The following is a 20,443-nucleotide window of genomic DNA, read 5'->3' on the forward strand; positions in this document are numbered from 1 at the left end:
GGATATAAAAAAACGCACCGGGGCGATCAGCCGGCGCCGTCGAAAAGACAGCATGAAAAAAGGCGCCCCGAAGGGCGCCTTTGCGTCAGGACAAGCGCGGTATCAACGGCGCTTCTTGGCGGCGTCGGCGGCTTCCTGCTGCGCGTCCACAACGGCCAGCGCCGTCATGTTGACGATACGGCGCACGGTGGCGCTGGTCGTCAGGATGTGCACCGGGCGCGCGGCGCCCAGCAGGATCGGACCCATCGCGACGCCATTGCTGCCCGTCATCTTCAGCATGTTGTACGTGATGTTGCCCGTGTCCAGGTTCGGCATGACCAGCAGGTTGGCGCGACCCTTGAGCGTGCTGTCCGGGTAGGCCAGCACACGGATCTTTTCCGACAAGGCGGCGTCGGCGTGCATTTCGCCGTCTACTTCCAGATCCGGCGCGCGGTCTTGCACCAGCTTGCTGGCGGCGGCCATCTTCTTGGACGATTCCGTGACGCGGCTGCCAAAATTCGAATGCGACAGCAGGGCGATCTTCGGCACCACGCCAAAACGCAGCATTTCGTCCGCGGCCTGGATGGTGATGTTAGCCACTTCTTCCGCCGTCGGGTTTTCGTTGACGTGGGTGTCGGTGACGAACAGCGTCTGGTCGGGCAGCATCAGCACGTTCAGCGCGGCGTACGTCTGGCCTTCTTTCTTGCCGATGATTTCGTCGACGTACTTGAGCTGGTTGTCGTATTTGCTGGCCACGCCGCACAGCAGCGCGTCGGCGTCGCCGCGACGCAGCAGCATCGCGCCGATCAGCGTGTTGTGCTTGCGGATCATCGCCTTGGCGATGGCCGGCGTCACGCCTTCACGGCCCTTGAGCTGGTAGTACGCATTCCAGGTTTCGTTAAAGCGGCTGTCGTCTTCAGGGTCGACAATTTCGAAGTGCTCGCCGGCCACCAGGCGCAGGCCGGCCTTGTTGATGCGCATTTCGATGACCGACGGGCGGCCGATCAGGATCGGGCGCGCCAGCTTTTCGTCGACCACGGTTTGCACGGCGCGCAGGACGCGCTCGTCTTCGCCGTCGGCGTAGATGACGCGCTTGGGCGCCTTCTTGGCCTGGGCGAACAGCGGACGCATCAGCTGGCCCGAGTGGTACACAAAGCCCATCAGCTTCTGGCGATAGGCCTCGATGTCTTCGATGGGGCGGGCGGCCACGCCGGAGTCGGCGGCGGCTTGGGCCACGGCCGGCGCTATCTGGAAGATCAGGCGGGGGTCGAAGGGCTTGGGGATGATGTAGTCGGGGCCGAACGACAGTTCCTGGCCGGCGTAGGCGCGGGCCACTTCATCGTTTTGTTCGGCTTGTGCCAGCTCGGCAATGGCCTTCACGCAAGCCAGCTTCATTTCTTCCGTGATGCGCGAGGCGCCGGCGTCCATGGCGCCGCGGAAGATGAACGGGAAGCACAGCACGTTGTTGACCTGGTTCGGGTAGTCCGAACGGCCGGTGGCGATGATGCAATCCGGGCGGGCGGCCTTGGCCACTTCCGGGCGGATTTCCGGTTCGGGGTTGGCCAACGCCAGGATCAGCGGACGGTCGGCCATGGTCTTGACCATGTCGCCCGTCAACACGCCGGAGGTCGAGCAGCCCAGGAACACGTCGGCGCCGTTGACCACATCGGCCAGCGTGCGCGCGTCGGTCTTTTGCGCGTAGCGCTTCTTGTTGGCTTCCATGTTTTCGTCGCGGCCGTCCCAGATGACGCCGCGCGAGTCCACCACATAGATGTTCTCGCGCTTGACGCCCAGGTGCACCAGCAGGTCCAGGCAGGCGATGGCGGCAGCGCCCGCGCCCGAGCAAGCCAGCTTGACCGCGCCGATGTCCTTGCCCACGACCTTCAGGCCGTTCAGGATGGCGGCCGACGAAATGATGGCGGTGCCGTGCTGGTCGTCATGGAAGACGGGAATCTTCATGCGCTCGCGCAGCTTCTTCTCGATGTAGAAGCACTCGGGCGCCTTGATGTCTTCCAGGTTGACGCCGCCCAGCGTGGGCTCCAGCGCCGCGATGATGTCGACCAGCTTGTCCGGATCGTTCTCGGCCAGTTCGATGTCGAACACGTCGATGCCGGCAAACTTCTTGAACAGGCAGCCCTTGCCTTCCATGACCGGCTTGGCGGCCAGCGGGCCGATGTTGCCCAGACCCAGGACGGCGGTGCCGTTGGTGATCACGCCCACCAGGTTGCCGCGCGAGGTGTACTTGGACGCCGCGTCTTCACCCTGGTCGAAGATGGCCATGCAAGCTGCCGCCACGCCGGGCGAGTAGGCCAGGGACAAGTCGTCCTGGTTGGCCAGCGTCTTGGTCGGCACGACCGAGATTTTGCCGGGGGTGGGATAGGCGTGGTAATCCAACGCCAGTTTGGTAAGAGTTTCGTCCATGGGATCGGGGCCTCTGAGGCACTAACTGAGAAAGAAAACGGGATGAAAAGCGAAGATGACAAACGGCGGGCTCGCGGCCCGCCGGTTTCTTTGCGAAATGCTTAGGGAACACCCGTATTTCACCAGAAAGCGCGGGCGCTTGGTTGTTGCAGTGCAGCGATCAGGCGGGTTTGGTCAAAAACCCGTCGGATTTATTTGAAGCTGCACGGAAGCCGGCGATGCCTTTGCTGAAGGCGCGGGCACGCGCTTCGACGCGGCGGCCGTAGCCCGTAGCCCGTACCCGTACCGGTGTGTGCCTCGTCTACAACTCCCAGGGCGGCGTCTGGCGCGTGCGCGCGTTCAGGCGCTGACGCAGGGCGTCGGCGTCTTCCTGCCGGCCCAGGCTGTCCAGCGCGTACAGCACGATCCAGTCGGCGCTGACTTCGAAGAAGTCGCGCAGTTGCGCGCGGGTGTCGCTGCGGCCGAAGCCGTCGGTGCCCAGCGTGCGGTATGGCGCGGGCACCCAGGCGCGGATCTGTTCAGGCACGGCGCGCACATAGTCGGTGGCGGCAATCACCGGCGCGTCGCTGCCGCCCAGGCAGGTGCGAACCCAATCCGCGTCGTCGGCGGCTTCCAGGCCCAGGACGCGGGCGCGCTCGGCTTGGCGGCCATCGCGGGCCAACTCAGAAAAGCTGGTCACGCTCCAGACCTCGGCATCCACGCCGTAGTCAGCGTGCAGCCGGTCGGCCGCCATGTCGGCTTCGCGCAGCATGGGCCCGGCGCCCAGCAGCCGGACCTGTGCCTGTACGCGCGCGGCCCGCAGCCGGTACATGCCGCGCAGGATGCCGACGCGCACGGCGGGGTCGGTGGGCATGTCGGGCTGCGCCAGGTTTTCGTTGGTGACGGTCAGGTAGAAGAATTCGTCGTGCTGCTCGTCCAGCATGCGGCGCATGCCGTGTTCGACGATGACGGCCACTTCAAACGCATACGCGGGATCGTAGGCGCGGCAGTTCGGCACGGCGGCGGCCATGATGTGGCTGGAGCCGTCCTGATGCTGCAAGCCTTCGCCGCCCAACGTGGTGCGGCCCGACGTGGCGCCGATCAAAAAGCCGCGCGTGCGTTGGTCAGCGGCGGCCCAGATCAGGTCGCCGATGCGCTGGAAGCCGAACATCGAGTAATAGATATAGAAGGGCAACATCGGCAAGCCGTTGACCGAATAGCTGGTGCCCGCCGCCGTCCACGACGAAATCGCGCCGGCTTCGGTAATGCCTTCCTCAAGGATCTGCCCGTCGCGCGCTTCGCGGTAATACAGCACCGAGCCGATGTCCTCGGGTTCGTACAACTGGCCTTGCGCTGAATAGATGCCGATCTGCCGGAACAGGTTGGCCATGCCGAAGGTGCGGGCCTCGTCAGCCACGATGGGCACAATGCGCGAGCCCACCGTGGCGTCTTTCAGCAGCCCGGTCAGCATGCGCACGATGGCCATGGTGGACGACATTTCCTTGCCGTCGGCGGCCAGCGCGAAGCGCGCCCACTGTTCGACGGCGGGCGGCGCCAGGCGTGGAGATTCGGTGCGACGGCGGGGGATGTGGCCGCCCAGCGCCGCGCGGCGGGCTTGCAGGTGGCGCAGTTCGGCGCTGTCTTCTGCCGGGCGGTAGAACTTCAGGGCCAGGCAGTCGGCATCTGAAATGGGCAAGGCAAAGCGGTCGCGAAACGCCAGCAGCGCTTCATCGTCCAGCTTTTTCTGCTGATGCGTCGTCATCTTGCCCTGGCCCGCGGCGCCCATGCCGAAGCCTTTTTTCGTCTGCGCCAGAATCACGGTAGGTTGTCCGCGATGCTGCGCGGCGCGGTGATAAGCCGCATGGATCTTCACCATGTCATGGCCACCGCGATGCAGGCGGTCGATGGCTTCGTCGGTCCAGTCGGCCACCAGCGCCGCCAGTTCCGGGTTCTGGTTGAAGAAGTGGGCGCGGTTGAAGGCCCCGTCATTGGCGGCAAAGGTCTGGAATTGCCCGTCCACCGTGTTGGCGAAGGCTCGGGCCAGCGCGCCGTTGGTGTCGCGGCGAAGCAGGGCGTCCCAGTCGCTGCCCCACACCAGCTTGATGACGTTCCAGCCGGCGCCGGCGTACAGGGTTTCAAGCTCGTCGATGATGCGGCCGTTGCCGCGCACCGGGCCGTCCAGCCGTTGCAGGTTGCAGTTGACGACGAACACCAGGTTGTCCAGCTTTTCGCGCGCGGCGAGCGTCAGCGCGGCAATGGACTCGGGTTCGTCCATTTCGCCGTCGCCGAAAATGCCCCAGACCTTGCGGTCGCCGGCGGGCACCAGCGAGCGGTGTTCCAGGTAGCGCATGAAGCGCGCCTGGTAAATGGCGTTGATGGGTCCGATGCCCATGGACCCTGTCGGGAACTGCCAGAAGTCCGGCATCAGCCAGGGGTGCGGGTAGGACGACAACCCGCGCAGGCCGCGCGCGGTGGCGGTGATTTCCTGTCGAAAATGTGCCAGGTCGTCTTCGCCCAGAAAGCCTTCAAGGAAGGCGCGGGCGTACACGCCGGGCGCGGAGTGCGGCTGCATGTAGACCAGGTCACCCGGGCCGTCGGCGGTTTGCGCACGGAAGAAGTGGTTGAAGCCGACTTCGAACAAGTCGGCGGCCGATGCATAGCTGGCAATGTGGCCGCCAAGTTCCCCGTGCGCCTGGTTGGCACGCACGACCATGGCCAGCGCGTTCCAGCGGTTGATGCGGGCGATGCGTTCTTCAACGGCCAGGTTGCCGGGAAAAGGCGGTTCCTGGTCGGCCGGTATCGTGTTCAGGTAGGCGGTGCGCGTCTGGCTGTTGGCGCGCAGGCCCAGGGACGCGGCATGCCCGAGCAGGCTGTCCAGCACGTAGCCCGCGCGGCTTGCTCCGTCCGCGTCGACCAGTGATTGCAGGGCATCGCGCCATTCGGCGGTTTCAGCCGGGTCGGCATCGGTGGGGTGGTCATGTCCCGGGGCGGGGTGGCTTGCGTCACGCATGGGGTGTTGTCTCCTGTTATCGCTCCATCCTAGACCTGTGTGGATGGCAAGAGTCATCAAATTGCGGGGAAGACGCCGTGAATTTCAGCATAATATTTTGCGGATATTTCCAATGCCGGCAGCTTCTGCGGCGTGCATGCGCTTACTCGTGGTGACCACTGGGTGGACGCCAAAGCGCTAGAATGCGCGCTTTATTCGCATTCATAACGGGAGACTTCAATGACCCAACCCGTCAGCGTCCCGGCAAATGTCACGCTTCCCGAGCTTACGTTCCGGGGCATTTTGCTGGGCGCCCTGATCACCGTGATCTTCACGGCGTCGAACGTCTTCCTGGGGCTGAAGGTGGGCCTGACGTTTTCGTCCGCGATTCCGGCAGCCGTGATTTCGATGTCGGTGTTGCGCCTGTTCAAGGACGCGAACATCCTGGAAAACAACATGGTGCAGACGCAGGCTTCCGCGGCCGGCACCTTGTCTTCCATCATTTTCATCCTGCCCGCGCTGGTCATGATGGGCCACTGGCAAGGCTTTCCTTTCTGGCAGACGCTGGGCATCTGCGCGGCAGGCGGCATGTTGGGCGTGATGTTCACGATTCCGCTGCGCCACGTCATGGTGGTGCAAAGCAATCTGCCGTATCCGGAAGGCGTGGCGGCGGCCGAAATCCTGCGCGTGGGCAGTGCCGAACGCGCACAAGATGCGGCGGACGATGCCCAGGCAACGTCGGGTCAGCCGGTGACCAATACCGCTACCAAGCCCGTGGCGACCGGCATGGGCGACATCGTCGCCGGGGGCCTGGTGGCGGCGGCGGTCAGCTTTGCGGCCAGCGGCTTGCGGGTGCTGGGCGATAGCGTCAGCGGGTGGTTCGCCCTGGGCGGCGCGGTGTTCCGGTTGCCCATGGGCTTTTCGTTGGCCTTGCTGGGCGCGGGTTACCTGATCGGCATCGTGGCGGGCCTGGCCATGTTGACGGGGCTGATCATCTCGTGGGGCATCGCCGTGCCGGTGTTGACCGCGATGGGCGACATGCCGGCCGGCCAATCGCTGGCGCAATACGCCACCGGCCTGTGGGCGTCGCAAGTGCGCTTCATTGGCGCGGGCGTGATCGGCGTGGGCGCCATCTGGACGCTGGCAACCCTGTTCATGCCGATGGCGCGTGGCGTCAAGGCCTCGTTCTCGGCGCTGACCGGCGCGGGCGCGGCCCGTGCCGGACAAGCGCCTCGTACCGAACGCGACTTGTCGGCCGGCTGGATTTCAATAGTGACGCTGGTGCTGGTGGCGGTGTTGGTGGTGACCTTCCAGGTGTTCCTGTCGGGCGCGCCCGTGTCTGCCGCCGCCGTCTGGAAGCTGGTGGCGTACGCGGTGCTGTTCGCCTTTGTGTTCGGGTTTCTGGTGGCGGCCGCTTGCGGCTACATGGCGGGTTTGGTGGGTTCGTCGACCAGCCCGATTTCCGGCGTGGGCATCGTGGCCATCGTGTTGGTGTCTTTGTTGATGCTGACGTTGGGCGGCGAACTGCTACAGGCGCAAAACGGCGTGCAGATGGCGATTGCGTTGTCCATTTTCAGTACGTCGGCGGTGGTGGCCGTGGCTTCCATTTCCAATGACAACCTGCAAGATCTGAAGACCGGCTGGCTGGTTGGCGCCACGCCATGGCGCCAACAGGTAGCCTTGCTGATTGGCTGCGTGGTGGGCGCGGCGGTGATTTCACCCGTGCTGGAACTGCTTTACAACGCCTACGGTTTTGCCGATGCGATGCCACGCGCTGGCATGGACCCGGCGCAAGCCTTGTCCGCGCCGCAGGCCACGCTGATGCTGGCGATTACGCGCGGCATCTTCACGCACCAACTGAACTGGACGATGATCCTGATCGGCATGGCGGTGGGCGTGGCGCTGATCGTGGTGGACGAAATCCTGAAGCGCACCTGCCGCGTGGCGCGCATTCCGGTGTTGGCCGTGGGCATCGGCATTTATCTGCCGCCCACGGTGGCCGCGCCAATCGTGGCCGGCGCGGTGCTGGCGTGGTTGCTGGAACGCGCGCTGCGTCGTCGCGCCGCCGCGGCGGGCAGGCCTTACGAGCAATTCGCCGACGCCGCGAACCGGCGTGGCGTGCTGATTGCGTCGGGCTTGATCGTGGGCGAAAGCCTGGTGGGGGTGTTGATGGCCGGCATCATCGGCGCGGCGGGTACGGATGCGCCGCTGGCCATCGCGGGCGAGGGCTTCGCGGTGACGGCGTCGTACCTGGGCTTGGCCGTGTTTGTATGGGTGGCGGTGCTGTTCTGGCGGCGCGTGATGCGGCTGGCCTGAGCCGCGCCATGGGCATTGAGACGGGCGCGTCGTGACGCGCCCGCCGCTGCCCGCCATCAAATCAATGTTCCTCGGCCTGCAAGGCCGCCGCGATGATGGCGCGGCGGTCGTGCGTCGCGCCGTTCAGGAACAGGTTCAGCAACACGGCCGACAGCGAGGCCAGCAAGATGCCCGATTCGATCAGGGTGTGCAGCGAATGCGGCATCCATTGTTTGAAGTTGGGCGCGATCAGCGGCACCATCCCGATGCCGATCGACACGGCCACGATCATGGAGTTGTGGCGGTTGCCCTTGAAATCCACGCCAGACAGAATGCGGATGCCGGTCGCCGTCACCATGCCGAACATGACGATGCCCGCGCCGCCGAGCACCACGGTGGGCAACGATTCCACCAGCGCGGCCATTTTGGGCAGCAAGCCCAGCACCAGCAGGATGATGCCCCCCGCGACGCACACGAAGCGGCTCTTCACGCCGGTTACCGCAACCAAGCCCACGTTCTGCGAAAAGCTGGTGTACGGAAACGTGTTGAAGATGCCGCCGATCAAGGTGCCCAGCCCGTCCGTGCGCAGGCCGCGCGCCATGTTCTGCTGACTGATTTCGCGTTCGGTCATTTCCCCCAGCGCCAGGAACATGCCCGCCGATTCGATCATCACGACGACCATGATCAACGCCATGCTCAGGATCAACATGGGGTCGAAACGGGGCATGCCGAAATGGAAGGGCAGCACGATGTCGAACCAATCCGCCTGGCCGATTTTTTCGAACGTCATGATGCCGGTGGCCGATGCCACGATGGCGCCGATGACGATGCCCAGCAACACCGAAATGTTGGCGATGAAGCCCTTGGTGAATTTCACGATCAGCAGGATCGACGCCAGCACCAGCACGGCAATGCCAAAGCCGGTCAGGTCGGCATAACGCGGGTTCGGCATCGAGGGCATGATGGCGAAGCCTTGCGGCACGGGCGGGATGGCGCTGCCCGGTGAGGTGACGTCGGCCAGCCATTTGGCATAGATAGGGTCGACGATGACGGGGGCGGTGGGGCCGGATGGGTTGCCGAACACCCAGTTGATGCCGACGCGCATCAACGTAATGCCGATGACCGTGATGATGGTGCTCGTGACCACGGGCGGGAAGAACCGCAGCATGCGGCTGATGACCGGGGCGATCAAAATCGAAATGATGCCGGCCCCGATGATGGTGCCGAACAGTAGCTGCGCGCCGCCCGGACCCGGGTTGGCGTTGGCCATCGCGACCATTGGCGCCACGGCCGCGAACGTGACACCCATCATGACGGGCAGCTTGATGCCGAACCACTGCGTGGCGCCCAGGGTCTGGATCAGCGTGACCAGCCCGCAACAGAACAGGTCCGCCGAGATCAGCATGGCGACTTCGTCTGGCGTCAGGTTCAAGGCGCGGCCGACGATCAAGGGCACGGCCACCGCGCCGGCATACATCACCAACACATGTTGCAGGCCCAACGCCGCGAGTTTGCCGGTAGGCAGGCGTTGGTCGACGGGATGGAGGTCTTGAGACGCGCCGGACGGCGCGGGCGATGCAGCCTGCATGGGAGTGTCTCCTGGCGGAGTGGGATGTCGGTCGGAAAATCCTGAAAAGCGTTCTTGTGTACGAGGAATGTATACAGGTATGCGCGGTCCTCGAAATGGAGGAAAACCCGCATCGTATAAACATGTTTAGTTACGTTATGTAGGAATTGTCGCAGCTGGGCCGCGCGATGGGGCAGGAGCCCCGCGGCCCCCGCCCCGATCCGGCGCGATCAGGCCGGTGCCAGCAGGTCGGCCAACGTGCGCGCAATCACCTTGGTGGCGCGGCGCAGGTCTTCCAACACGACCCGTTCGTCGTTGCGTTTGGCGTGGGATTCCAGCACGGTGCGCGGCCCGGCGCCGTAGATGACTCCGGGGATGCCGGCTTCGCCGTACAGGCGCACGTCGGTGTACAGCGGCGTTCCCATGGCCGGGATCGGTTCGCCGAACAGCACTTCACCGTGTTTCTGGATGGCGTCGACCAGCGGCTGGTTGCCCGGCAGCGGACGCATCGAATTGGCCAGCAGCAGGCGCTTGATGTCGATGGTGATGCCGGGGGTGGCGGCAGCGGCTTCCTGGATGATCCGGCGGATGTCTGCTTCCACTTCAACGGCGTTTTCTTCGGGAATCATGCGGCGGTCCAGCTTGAAGCTGACCTTGCCGGGCACCACGTTCGTATTGGTGCCACCTTCAATGCGTCCGACATTCAGGTACGGGTGGCTGATGCCGGGCACCTCAGACGTGATGTTCTGGTACAGCGTGTTCTGCGCATACAGCGCGTTCAGGATCTTGACCGCGCCTTGCAGCGCGTCCACGCCCGTGGACGGAATGGCGGCGTGCGCCATTTTGCCGTGTACCGTCACTTCCATTTGCAGGCAGCCGTTGTGCGCGGTGACGACCTCGTAGCTGAAGCCCGCGGCAATCATCAGGTCGGGCTTGGTCAGGCCTTGCGACAGCAGCCAGCCGGGGCCCAGCAAGCCGCCGAATTCTTCGTCATAGGTGAAGTGCAGTTCGACCGCGCCGTGGCTGGGCTTGGCCACCGCTTCCAGCGCGCGCACCGCGTAGGTAAAGCTGGCGAAGTCGCTTTTGCTGACCGCGGCGGCGCGCCCGTACAGGCTGCCGTTTTCGATTTCGGCACCGTAAGGGTCGTGTTGCCAGCCGTCGCCCGGGGGCACGACGTCGCCGTGCGCGTTCAGCGCGATGCGCCGGCCAGGGCCGTATTCGCGCCGCACGATCAGGTTGGTGATGGATTGCATGCCGTAGTCCTGCACCGCTTGCGCGGGCACGGGGTGCGCTTCGGCCTCAAGGCCCATTTCCTTGAGCAGTTCGGCGGTGCGCACGGCGTGCGGCGCGTTATTGCCGGGCGGCGTGTCGGTGGGCACTCGTACCAGCGATTGCAGGAAGCTCACCTGCTCGTCGAAGTGGGCGTCGATCCAGGCGTCTAGTCGGGCGTAATCGGTCATGGCGTTAGCGTTTGATGTCATTGGCAAGGTCGTCCAGCAGGTGCTGCATGGCATGCGCGGCCAGCTGGATGTCGTCGCGGGTGGTGGATTCGCGGGGGTTGTGGCTGATGCCGTGGTTCTGGCCGCGCACGAACAGCATGGCTTGCGGCATGACTTCGTGCAGCTTCATGGCGTCGTGCCCGGCACCGCTGGGCATGCGGTGCAGCGGCACGCCCAGCGCGTCGACGGCGCGTTCCCAACGCTGTTGCCAGGCAGGGTCGCTGGGCGCGGCGGCGGCGCGCATGGTTTCTTCAAGCGCATAGCGCAGGCCCCGGCGCGTGCAGATGGCGTCAAGTTCGGCCAGCACGTCATTGACCAGCGCGTCGCGTTGCGCATCGCTGGGCGCGCGCAGGTCCAGGCTGAAGCGGCATTCGCCCGGCACGACGTTGATGGATCCGCTGGGCACTTCCAGCATGCCGATGGTGCCTACCGAATCGCCATCGCGCGCGGCGCGTTGTTCGACATACAAGGCCAGTTCGGCGGTGGCGGTGGCGGCATCGCGGCGGCGGTTCATCGGCGTGGTGCCGGCATGGCAGGCCATGCCGAAGATCTGCGCCTGATAACGCACGCTGCCGTTGATCGATGTGACGATGCCCAGCGGCAGTCCCATTTCATACAGCACCGGGCCTTGCTCGATATGGACTTCGACAAACCCCAGATAGCGCGCCGGGTCGCGGCGCAGCTTCGGAATGTCGTCAATGCACAGGCCGGCATGCAGCATGGCGTCGCGCATGGTGACGCCTTGCGCGTCCTTCTGGTCCAGCCATTCGGGCTTGAAGTCGCCAATCAAGGCGCCGGAGCCCAGGAAGGTGGCGCGGTAGCGCTGGCCTTCTTCTTCGGCAAAGCCGATGACTTCCAGGTGATAGGGCAGGCGGCGACCTTGTCGATGCAGTTCACGCACGCAGGCCATGGGCACGAAAATTCCCAGGCGGCCGTCGTATTTGCCGCCATTGCGCACGGTGTCGTAGTGGCTGCCCGTCATCAATGTGGGGGCGTCGGGCTGCTGGGCACGATAGCGGCCCACCACGTTGCCGACGGCGTCGATTTCAACTTCGTCAAAGCCGCAATCTCGCATCCAGTGCGAGATGCGCTGCGCGCAGGCGCGGTGCGCTTCGGTCAGGTACGTGACGGTCAGCTGGCCTTTTTCGGCGTAACCGGGATCGCTGTGGATACTGAGCCGTTCCTGCCAGTCCCAGATGTCGTTGCCCAAGGTCAGGTCGCGTCCGAACTTGTCGGTCAGGCGAATTTCGACGATGCGATGGATATTGCGCAGCGCTTCTCGGATTTCGACGTCGGGCGGGTTATCCAGCCGCCGCGCAAATTCATCGATGATCTGCTGGCGCGACAGGCCCGTGCCGCGCGCGCCGCGCACGGCCAGAATGAACGGAAAACCGAAGCGCGCGCTGTAGTCGTTGTTCAGCTGTTGCAGCCGCGCCAGTTCGTCGGGCGAGCAATGCGTAAGCCCCGCCTGATCCTGTTCCTGGGTGGACTCGGCGGTCAGGCTGTTTTGCTGCATGGCGCGCCCCGCCAATTCCGGGTGCGCGCGGATCAGCGCCAGTTGTGCGTCGATATCGGCTTGATCCAGCACGTGGCGCAACTGGTCCTGCAAACGCGCCAGCGACCGAAAAGGCCGGGCGGCGAGCGCCTGGCGGGCAATCCACGGCGAATGTTCGTACAGGCCGTCCAGCATGGCCAGCGCCGCGTCGGGCGTGGCGGCATTGAGTTGTTCCAGCGTGTGGGGCATGGTGGGTGCGCTCAACGGTTGGGAAGATAGGGGTGGGTGGCCTTCCAGTGCCGGGCGATGTCCAGGCGGCGGCATACCCAGACGCGGTCGTGGCGGGCAATGTGGTCCAGAAAGCGCTGTAGCGCCGTGATGCGCCCCGGGCGGCCCAGCAGCCGGCAATGCATGCCGATACTGAGCATCTTGGGCGCTTCGTCTCCTTCGGCGTAAAGCACGTCGAAGCTGTCCTTCAGGTACTGAAAGAAGGGGTCGGCGTGCGAATAGCCTTGCGGCAGCGCGAAGCGCATGTCGTTGCAGTCCAGCGTATAGGGCACGATCAGTTGCGGGACGACGGCGCCGTCGCTCTTTTTCACCTGCATCCAGAAGGGCAGGTCGTCGCCGTAGTAATCGCTGTCGTATTCGAAGCCGCCGTAGTCGGCCACCAGTCGGCGCGTGCGCGGGCTGTCGCGCCCGGTGTACCAGCCCAGCGGGCGGCTGCCTGTCAGTTGGGTGATGGCTTCCATGCCCAGGCGCATATGTTCGCGTTCGGTGGCTTCGTCCACGTTCTGGTAATGCACCCAGCGCCAGCCATGGCAGGCAATTTCGTGGCCCAGTTCCGTGAACGCCGCCGTCAGTTCGGGGTGGCGCTGTAGCGCCATGCCCACACCGAACACGGTCAAGGGCAACTGCCGCTTTTCAAATTCGCGCAGGATGCGCCAGACGCCGGTGCGCGACCCGTATTCGTAGATGCCTTCCATGCTGAGATGGCGGTCGGGGTAGCTGGCCGGGTTGAACATTTCCGACAGGAATTGTTCAGAACCCGCATCGCCATGCAGCACGCTGTTTTCGCCGCCTTCTTCGTAGTTCAAAACGAATTGCACGGCAATGCGAGCCCGGTCGGGCCATTGCGCGTGGGGCGGATTGCGGCCGTAGCCGATCAGGTCGCGGGGGTACGGAAGCGTGGAGTCGTAGGTGTTCATGAATAGAGCGGGCATGGAGCCTGGAGGCGCGCGCAGCGGTAAGGAAAGAACTCAGTGGGCCAAGCGCGGATGAACGGACGGTTTCATGATGGGCTAAACAATAGCTGGAAAGCAATTAGCTGTATACAATTTATGTACATCATTAAGGATAACCATGAGACCGCCCCGCAGCCTTCGGGGCACACAGGAGACAACATGGGACTGACCACGCACGTACTTGACACCATGCACGGTTGCCCGGCCCAGGGCATGTCCGTGGCGCTATACGCCACACGCGGCGAATCCGCCACCTTGATCCAGCAATTCACGCTAAACCAGGACGGCCGCAGCGCCAAGCCCTTGTTTGCCGACGCGGACTTGAAAGTGGGTACCTACAGACTGGTGTTCGACGTTGCCGCCTACTTCCAGGCGCGCGGCGTTGCCTTGCCCGAGCCCAACTTCTTGAATCGGGTCAGCCTTGACTTCGGGGTGGCGCATGCGGACCAGCACTATCACGTGCCGCTGTTGGTCAGCCCCTGGAGCTATTCCACGTATCGGGGCTCGTAAGCGGCAAGGCCCCTCACATCAGGGTATTCCTGATGCCACAGCGGTTGCGCGCGCATAGCCTTGTGAACAAAACCTGCATACAATTTCGTCCATCCTGATCGCAGCGGTGCGGGGCCTTTAGCCTTGTGCGCGATCTATCTTCTGCTTACAGCGCCCGCGGTGGTAGGCAGTGCGGCGGAGCCTATCAAGGCCCGCCCACTGCGGGGGCGTGGATGGAAAGTTACTACCTGGATTGGGTCAACCTGTTGCTGCGTTGGGCCCACATCATTACCGGCATCGCATGGATCGGCACGTCGTTCTATTTCGTGATGCTGGACAACAGCCTTGAAAAACCGCAAGACGCCGAATCGCTCGCCAAGGGCGTGGGCGGCGAGCAATGGGCCGTGCACGGCGGCGGTTTCTACAACATGCAGAAGTACGCGGTGCAGCCCAAAAAGCTGCCCGAACATCTGCATTGGTCGTTCTGGGAAAGCTACAGCACCTGGCTGACCGGCTTTGCGCTGTTCACCATGTCGTACCTGTGGAACGCCAGCACCTACCTTATCGACCGGTCAAAAATGGACTGGCAGCCCGGCACCGCCGTGGCCGTCGCGCTGGCCTTCTTTGTGGTGTTCTGGATGGTCTACGACGGCATCTGCCGCCTGTTCGGGCGCGGCAAGCACGGTGACACGATCGTGGGAGTGCTGGTGGCGGTGTTCATCGCCCTGGCGTCCTGGCTGGCCTGCCACTGGTTCGCGGGCCGCGCGGCGTTCTTGCTGGTGGGCGCGATGATGGCCACCACCATGAGCGGCAACGTGTTCTTCTGGATCATCCCCGGCCAGCGCAAGAACGTGGCCGCGATGCGGGCGGGCAAGCCCGTCGACCCCGTCCATGGTCAGCGCGGCAAACAGCGCAGCGTGCACAACACGTATTTCACGCTGCCGGTGGTGTTCACCATGATGAGCAACCACTACAGCTTTACCTATACCCATCAGTACAACTGGATCGTTCTGCTGCTGATCATGCTGGGCGGCGCGGCGATCCGGCAGTTCTTCGTGGTGCGCCATCGCTTCAAGCTGGGCAACGCGCGCAACCCGCTGCCGTATGTGCTGCTCGGCGTGGTGGTGCTGGGATTGACCATCGTGTGGATGCGGCCCGCGCCCGTGGCGGCCTCGGCGGCGGTGGCCGCGCCCGCCGAGGTGGCGTTTGCGGAAGTACGCCATGTATTCGACCAGCGGTGCCTGCTATGCCACGGCGCACAGGTGCAGATGAAGAACGTGCGCCTGGATTCCGTTGAGCAGATCGCGGTTCACGCCCAGGCCGTATACCAGCAAGTGGTGGTGTCGAAAATCATGCCGATGGCTAATTCCACCGGCATGACCGACGACGAACGCGCGTTGATTGGCGCGTGGTTTCAGGCCGGCGCAAAAACCCGGTAGCCGGAGCGGGGCCGGTCAGCGCAAGTCGCCGGCCGGCCAGCCCATGGCCCCGAAGCCGGCGGGCGGGCCGTCGGCTTCAGCCGTTGCGGTACAGAAAGCTGTAGGCGTTGATCGCCGGCACCCCTCCCAGGTGCGCATACAGAACCTTCGACCCAGCCGGAATCTCGCCTCGGCGCACCAGATCCATCATGCCCTGCATCGACTTCCCCTCGTACACGGGGTCGGTCATCATGCCCTCCAGCCGCGCGCAGGTGCGGATGGCGTCGTTGGTTTCGGCTGACGGCAAGCCATACGCAGGATAGGCGTAGCGCGTATCCAGCACCACGTCGCTGTCGGCGATGCCTGCTTCCAGCCCGACCATATCCGCCGTGCGGCGCGCGATGCGCAGGATCTGCGCGCGGGTTTGTTCCGGTGTGGCCGATGCGTCGATGCCGATGACGCGGTTGGCCCGGCCGTCCGCCGCAAACCCGACCACCATGCCCGCCTGCGTGCTGCCGGTGACGGCGCAGACCACGATGTAGTCAAACTTGAATCCCAGGTCGGCTTCCTGGCGCCGCACCTCTTCGGCAAAGCCCACATAGCCCAGCCCGCCCAGTTCGTGGTCGGACGCGCCGGCCGGAATGGCGTAGGGCTTGCCGCCGCGTTTGCGCACGTCTTCCAGCGCCTCTTCCCAACTGCGGCGAAAGCCGATGTCAAAGCCTTGGTCCACCAGGCGCACGTCGGCGCCCATCAGGCGGCTCATCATGATGTTGCCGACGCGGTCGTAGACGGCGTCGGAATAGTCCACCCAGTTTTCCTGCACCAGCACGCAAGCCAGCCCCAGCTTGGCGGCCACCGCGGCCACCATGCGGGTGTGGTTGGATTGAATGCCGCCGATGGTGACCAGAGTGTCGCAACCTTGTTCCAGCGCTTGCGGAATCAGGTATTCCAGCTTGCGCAGCTTGTTGCCGCCGAACGCCAGACCGCTGTTGCAGTCCTCGCGCTTGGCATAGATGTCGACCTTGCCGCCCAGATGCGCGGACAGGCGGTCCAGCTTTTCGATGGGGGTGTCGCCGAAGGTCAGGCGATGTCGGGGAAAGCGTTGCAGATCCATGCGGGCTCCTGTGATGGGATTCCGGCCGGCAAGTGAGGCTCGGGTGGAAAAATCATAGGAATCGCGGGCGGTAGCGGTCAATTGCGTATTTATGGATGAACGCGATATTAAAAATAGCAAAGAAAGATAATTTAGATTTATTATTTTCTGAAGAAAAAGAATAACGAGATAATATTTTTAGGGACGCATGCAATGAGCGCGCTTGCCGGATTGGACCGTATCGATCGCCACATCCTTCGTCTCTTGCAAGACGATGCACAGATCACCAATCTGGATTTGAGTGCGCGCGTGCACCTGAGCCCGGCCGCCTGCTTGCGCCGGGTGGAAAAGCTGAAGGCCGAAGGGATCATCAAAAAGACGGTGGCGCTACTGGAGCCGGCCGACGTCGACATGGCCACGCTGGTCATCGTGGGCGTGGTGCTGGACCGTTCCACGCCCGACTCCTTCACCGACTTCGAGGAAGCGGCGCGCGGCATCAGCGGCTGCCTGGAATGCCACCTGGTGGCGGGCGAATTCGACTACTTCCTGATGCTGCGCATACGGGACCTGGAGCGCTTCAACAAGCTGCATGCGGGCGAGATCATCAAGCTGCCTGGCGTACGCCAGATTCGCACCTTTTTTGTGTTGAAAGAGATCTTGTCGACGACTGCCTTGCCGGTGTGACGCGGCTAATGCACAACACTCACGCATCGACGTGCTCGGCAATGACGCACTGCGGCATTTTGGAATGGCGGAAATTGATGGCGCGTAGACGTCGCAATGTCAGGGGTTGGCCGGACATTCCACGGCCGCATGCAGGCATTCCGAAAGGGCTTTTGCGCCACAAAAATGTCTCAAGACGCCCGTAAACTCAAAGGGTTATACTGCTCGGCATACGGCTTTCAAGGCTTGTACGCGCCTTCTGCCCCCTGCGATCCGCTAAACGGGAAGCCCGTGTCGCGGAAGGTTTTTCCTGCATCGTGTCGAGTGAAGCACTCGTAAAGGTGAAGCGATATGTCTTCGGAAATAGAATCTCTATCCACGTCTTATCTCTTTGGCGGTAACGCGCCATATGTTGAGGAGCTTTACGAAGCCTACCTCGACAATCCCGGTTCGGTTCCTGATAACTGGCGCGAATATTTCGACCAGTTGCAGCACGCTCCCGCAACCGACGGCCAGGAATCCACTCGCGACCAGGCCCACGCTCCCATCGTCGAATCGTTCGCCCAGCGCGCCAAGGCCAATGCCTTCGTGCAACGCTCCGCCGAACCCGACCTGAGCGTCGCCAGCAAGCAAGTGTCGGTGCAATCGCTGATTGCCGCCTACCGCTCGCTGGGTTCGCGCTGGGCCGATCTGGACCCCCTCAAGCGCCAGGAACGTCCGCAGATCCCGGAACTCGATCCCGCCTTCTACGGCCTGACCGAATCCGACCTGGACCAGACCTACTCGGCCACCAACACCTACTTCACGACCGCCAGCACCATGACGCTGCGCGACATCCTGAAGGCGCTGCGCGACACGTATTGCCGCAGCATCGGTGCTGAATTCACGCACATCTCCGACCCTGCCGCCAAGCGCTGGATCCAGGAACGCCTGGAAACCACGCTGGGTGCGCCCGCCTACTCGGTCGAAGAAAAGCGCCACATCCTGCAGCAGCTGACCGAGTCCGAAGGGCTTGAGCGCTTCCTGCACACCAAGTACGTCGGCCAGAAGCGCTTCTCGCTGGAAGGCGGCGAAAGCTTCATCGCCTCGATGGACGAAGTGGTGAACCACGCCGGCGAAAACGGCGTCCAGGAAATCGTGGTCGGCATGGCCCACCGCGGCCGCCTGAACCTGCTCGTGAACATCATGGGCAAGATGCCTGGCGACCTGTTCGCGGAGTTCGAAGGCAAGCACGCCGAAGGCCTGACCGACGGCGACGTGAAGTACCACAACGGTTTCTCGTCCGACCTGTCCACCCGTGGCGGTCCGGTCCACCTGTCGTTGGCCTTCAACCCGTCTCACCTTGAAATCGTGAACCCCGTCGTTGAAGGCAGCGCACGCGCTCGCCAGGAACGCCGCGGTGACACCGAAGGCAAGACCGTTCTGCCGGTGCTGGTGCACGGCGACGCGGCTTTTGCCGGCCAAGGCGTGGTCATGGAAACGCTGAACCTGGCCCAGACACGCGGCTACGGTACGGGCGGCACGCTGCACATCGTCATCAACAACCAGATCGGCTTCACCACGTCCGACCCGCGTGACTCGCGTTCGACGCTGTATTGCACCGACGTGGTCAAGATGATCGAAGCCCCGGTGTTCCACGTCAACGGCGACGACCCCGAAGCCGTGGTGTTCGTCACCAAGCTGGCCCTGGACTACCGCCTGCAATTCCGTCATGACATCGTTGTGGACATCGTTTGCTTCCGCAAGCTGGGTCACAACGAACAAGACACCCCGTCGCTGACGCAGCCGCTGATGTACAAGCGCATCGGCCATCACCCCGGCACGCGCAAGCTGTACGCCGACAAGCTGACCACGCAAGGCGTGCTGGCCGAAGGCGAAGCCGATCAACTGGTCAAGGACTACCGTCAGCTGATGGAAGACGGCCAGCGCACGATTGAACCCGTGCTGACCGACTACAAGAGCAAGTACGCCATCGACTGGTCCCCGTTCCTGGGCGCCAAGTGGACGGACCAGGCCGACACGGCCGTGCCGCTGGCTGAACTCAAGCGCATCGGCGAACGCATCACGACGGTTCCGGAAGGCTTCACGGTGCACCCGCTGGTCGCCAAGCTGCTGAACGACCGCCGCACGATGGCCAAGGGCGAAATGAACCTGGACTGGGGCATGGGCGAACACCTCGCCTTCGCAACCCTGGTTTCCTCGGGCTACGCCATCCGCATCACCGGCCAGGACTCGGGCCGTGGCACGTTCACGCACCGCCACGCCGTGTTGCACGACCAGAACCGCGAACGCTGGAACGACGGCACCTACATTCCGCTGCAGAATGTCTCGGAAGGCCAGGCTCCGTTCACCGTCATCGACTCCGTGCTGTCCGAAGAGGCGGTGCTGGGCTTCGAATACGGTTACTCCAGCGCTGAACCGAACACGCTGACCATCTGGGAAGGCCAGTTTGGCGACTTCGTCAACGGCGCCCAGGTCGTGATCGACCAATTCATCAGCTCCGGCGAAGCCAAGTGGGGCCGCCAGTCGGGCCTGACCCTGATGCTGCCGCACGGCTACGAAGGCCAAGGCCCCGAGCACTCGTCGGGCCGTATCGAGCGCTTCCTGCAACTGTGCGCCGACAACAACATGCAAGTGGTCCAGCCGACCTCTGCCTCGCAGATCTTCCACGTTCTGCGTCGCCAGATGATCCGCCCGTTCCGCAAGCCGCTGGTGCTGTTCACGCCGAAGTCGCTGCTGCGTAACAAGGACGCGGGTTCGCCCCTGACCGATCTGGCAGGCGGCAGCTTCCAGCCGGTGATCGGCGAAGTCGACGACACCATCGACGCCAGCAAGGTCAAGCGCGTTCTGGCTTGCTCGGGCAAGGTGTACTACGACCTGGTCAACGCCCGCCGCGAGCGTGGCGCCGACAACGTCGCCATCGTCCGCGTCGAGCAGCTGTACCCGTTTGCGCACAAGTCGTTCGAAACGGAACTGCGCAAGTACCCGAAGGCCACCGAAGTGATCTGGGTTCAGGACGAACCGCAGAACCAAGGCGCCTGGTTCTACGTTCAGCATCACGTGTACGAGAACATGGTGGAAGGCCAGAAGCTGGGCTACGCCGGCCGCGCCGCGTCGGCATCGCCGGCCGTGGGCTACCTGGCCAAGCACCAGGAACAGCAGAAGGCCCTGATCGAGACGGCTTTCGCGCCCAAGTTCAAGGTCATGTTGACGAAGTAACCCTGACTTGATGCACGCGCTGCGCGCGGCAAGCGTTTTGGAACCTGCTTTCGAACCTTGCCGCGCCGCGTGACCAGAACACACACTTTACGGAAC

12 protein-coding genes are annotated in these 20,443 nt (G+C 63.8%); 5 read left to right on the forward strand and 7 right to left on the reverse strand.

Annotation, left to right across the window (positions count from 1 at the left end):
- Positions 1-102 precede the first annotated feature (102 nt).
- Together KYT87_RS06955 and mdeB are read right to left on the reverse strand one after the other, a co-directional pair.
- Complete coding sequence (locus KYT87_RS06955; protein ID WP_046802663.1) at positions 103-2,400, reverse strand: NADP-dependent malic enzyme; 2,298 nt, start codon at positions 2,398-2,400, stop codon at positions 103-105.
- A gap of 301 nt (positions 2,401-2,701) precedes the next feature.
- Positions 2,702-5,389 carry an alpha-ketoglutarate dehydrogenase gene (gene mdeB, locus KYT87_RS06960; protein WP_219991901.1) on the reverse strand — a complete coding sequence of 896 codons (2,688 nt, stop codon included), beginning with the start codon at positions 5,387-5,389 and terminating at the stop codon, positions 2,702-2,704.
- A 219-nt stretch (positions 5,390-5,608) separates the two neighbouring features.
- On the opposite strand from mdeB, the gene KYT87_RS06965 reads away from it, so the two are divergent.
- Positions 5,609-7,684 (forward strand): OPT family oligopeptide transporter, encoded by a 2,076-nt coding sequence (locus KYT87_RS06965; RefSeq protein ID WP_219991902.1) that lies wholly within the window; start codon positions 5,609-5,611, stop codon positions 7,682-7,684.
- Between the two features lie 61 nt (positions 7,685-7,745).
- Here KYT87_RS06965 and KYT87_RS06970 read toward each other — a convergent pair whose 3' ends face one another.
- From KYT87_RS06970 to puuE, 4 genes are all read right to left on the reverse strand, one after another.
- A complete protein-coding gene (locus KYT87_RS06970; protein ID WP_219991903.1) occupies positions 7,746-9,251 on the reverse strand; it encodes a nucleobase:cation symporter-2 family protein in 1,506 nt (501 codons plus the stop codon).
- Positions 9,252-9,460: 209 nt separating this feature from the next.
- Positions 9,461-10,690 carry a M20/M25/M40 family metallo-hydrolase gene (locus KYT87_RS06975; protein ID WP_219992606.1) on the reverse strand — a complete coding sequence of 410 codons (1,230 nt, stop codon included), beginning with the start codon at positions 10,688-10,690 and terminating at the stop codon, positions 9,461-9,463.
- Between the two features lie 4 nt (positions 10,691-10,694).
- On the reverse strand, positions 10,695-12,473 hold the full coding sequence (gene uraD, locus KYT87_RS06980; protein WP_219991904.1) for a 2-oxo-4-hydroxy-4-carboxy-5-ureidoimidazoline decarboxylase: 1,779 nt from the start codon (positions 12,471-12,473) through the stop codon (positions 10,695-10,697).
- 11 nt (positions 12,474-12,484) lie between these two features.
- A complete protein-coding gene (gene puuE, locus KYT87_RS06985) occupies positions 12,485-13,429 on the reverse strand; it encodes an allantoinase PuuE (protein WP_046802668.1) in 945 nt (314 codons plus the stop codon).
- 195 nt (positions 13,430-13,624) lie between these two features.
- Here puuE and uraH point away from each other — a divergent pair, with 195 nt between their 5' ends.
- Positions 13,625-13,975, forward strand: coding sequence for a hydroxyisourate hydrolase (uraH, locus tag KYT87_RS06990; RefSeq protein WP_120154352.1), 351 nt, complete (start codon positions 13,625-13,627; stop codon positions 13,973-13,975).
- 212 nt (positions 13,976-14,187) lie between these two features.
- Entirely contained in the window at positions 14,188-15,393 is a 1,206-nt protein-coding gene (locus tag KYT87_RS06995; protein WP_219991905.1) for a urate hydroxylase PuuD, read from the forward strand.
- 76 nt (positions 15,394-15,469) lie between these two features.
- On the opposite strand, the gene KYT87_RS07000 is transcribed toward KYT87_RS06995, so the two are convergent.
- A complete protein-coding gene (locus KYT87_RS07000) occupies positions 15,470-16,486 on the reverse strand; it encodes a 1-aminocyclopropane-1-carboxylate deaminase (RefSeq protein ID WP_046802671.1) in 1,017 nt (338 codons plus the stop codon).
- A gap of 192 nt (positions 16,487-16,678) precedes the next feature.
- On the opposite strand from KYT87_RS07000, the gene KYT87_RS07005 reads away from it, so the two are divergent.
- Both KYT87_RS07005 and KYT87_RS07010 read left to right on the forward strand, forming a co-directional pair.
- Positions 16,679-17,149 (forward strand): Lrp/AsnC family transcriptional regulator, encoded by a 471-nt coding sequence (locus tag KYT87_RS07005; RefSeq protein WP_219991906.1) that lies wholly within the window; start codon positions 16,679-16,681, stop codon positions 17,147-17,149.
- A 330-nt stretch (positions 17,150-17,479) separates the two neighbouring features.
- Positions 17,480-20,347, forward strand: coding sequence for a 2-oxoglutarate dehydrogenase E1 component (locus tag KYT87_RS07010; RefSeq protein ID WP_046802673.1), 2,868 nt, complete (start codon positions 17,480-17,482; stop codon positions 20,345-20,347).
- Positions 20,348-20,443 lie beyond the last annotated feature (96 nt).

The sequence above is a fragment of the Achromobacter sp. ES-001 genome (genome assembly GCF_019448355.1).
GTDB classification, from domain to species: domain Bacteria; phylum Pseudomonadota; class Gammaproteobacteria; order Burkholderiales; family Burkholderiaceae_B; genus Achromobacter; species Achromobacter spanius_B.

Coding starts and splice junctions, on each gene's coding strand:
- KYT87_RS06955 (WP_046802663.1), bottom strand. CDS start 2,400: ATGGACGAAACTCTTACCAAACTGGCGTTGGATTACCACGCCTATCCC.
- mdeB (WP_219991901.1), bottom strand. CDS start 5,389: ATGCGTGACGCAAGCCACCCCGCCCCGGGACATGACCACCCCACCGAT.
- KYT87_RS06965 (WP_219991902.1), top strand. CDS start 5,609: ATGACCCAACCCGTCAGCGTCCCGGCAAATGTCACGCTTCCCGAGCTT.
- KYT87_RS06970 (WP_219991903.1), bottom strand. CDS start 9,251: ATGCAGGCTGCATCGCCCGCGCCGTCCGGCGCGTCTCAAGACCTCCAT.
- KYT87_RS06975 (WP_219992606.1), bottom strand. CDS start 10,690: ATGACCGATTACGCCCGACTAGACGCCTGGATCGACGCCCACTTCGAC.
- uraD (WP_219991904.1), bottom strand. CDS start 12,473: ATGCCCCACACGCTGGAACAACTCAATGCCGCCACGCCCGACGCGGCG.
- puuE (WP_046802668.1), bottom strand. CDS start 13,429: ATGAACACCTACGACTCCACGCTTCCGTACCCCCGCGACCTGATCGGC.
- uraH (WP_120154352.1), top strand. CDS start 13,625: ATGGGACTGACCACGCACGTACTTGACACCATGCACGGTTGCCCGGCC.
- KYT87_RS06995 (WP_219991905.1), top strand. CDS start 14,188: ATGGAAAGTTACTACCTGGATTGGGTCAACCTGTTGCTGCGTTGGGCC.
- KYT87_RS07000 (WP_046802671.1), bottom strand. CDS start 16,486: ATGGATCTGCAACGCTTTCCCCGACATCGCCTGACCTTCGGCGACACC.
- KYT87_RS07005 (WP_219991906.1), top strand. CDS start 16,679: ATGAGCGCGCTTGCCGGATTGGACCGTATCGATCGCCACATCCTTCGT.
- KYT87_RS07010 (WP_046802673.1), top strand. CDS start 17,480: ATGTCTTCGGAAATAGAATCTCTATCCACGTCTTATCTCTTTGGCGGT.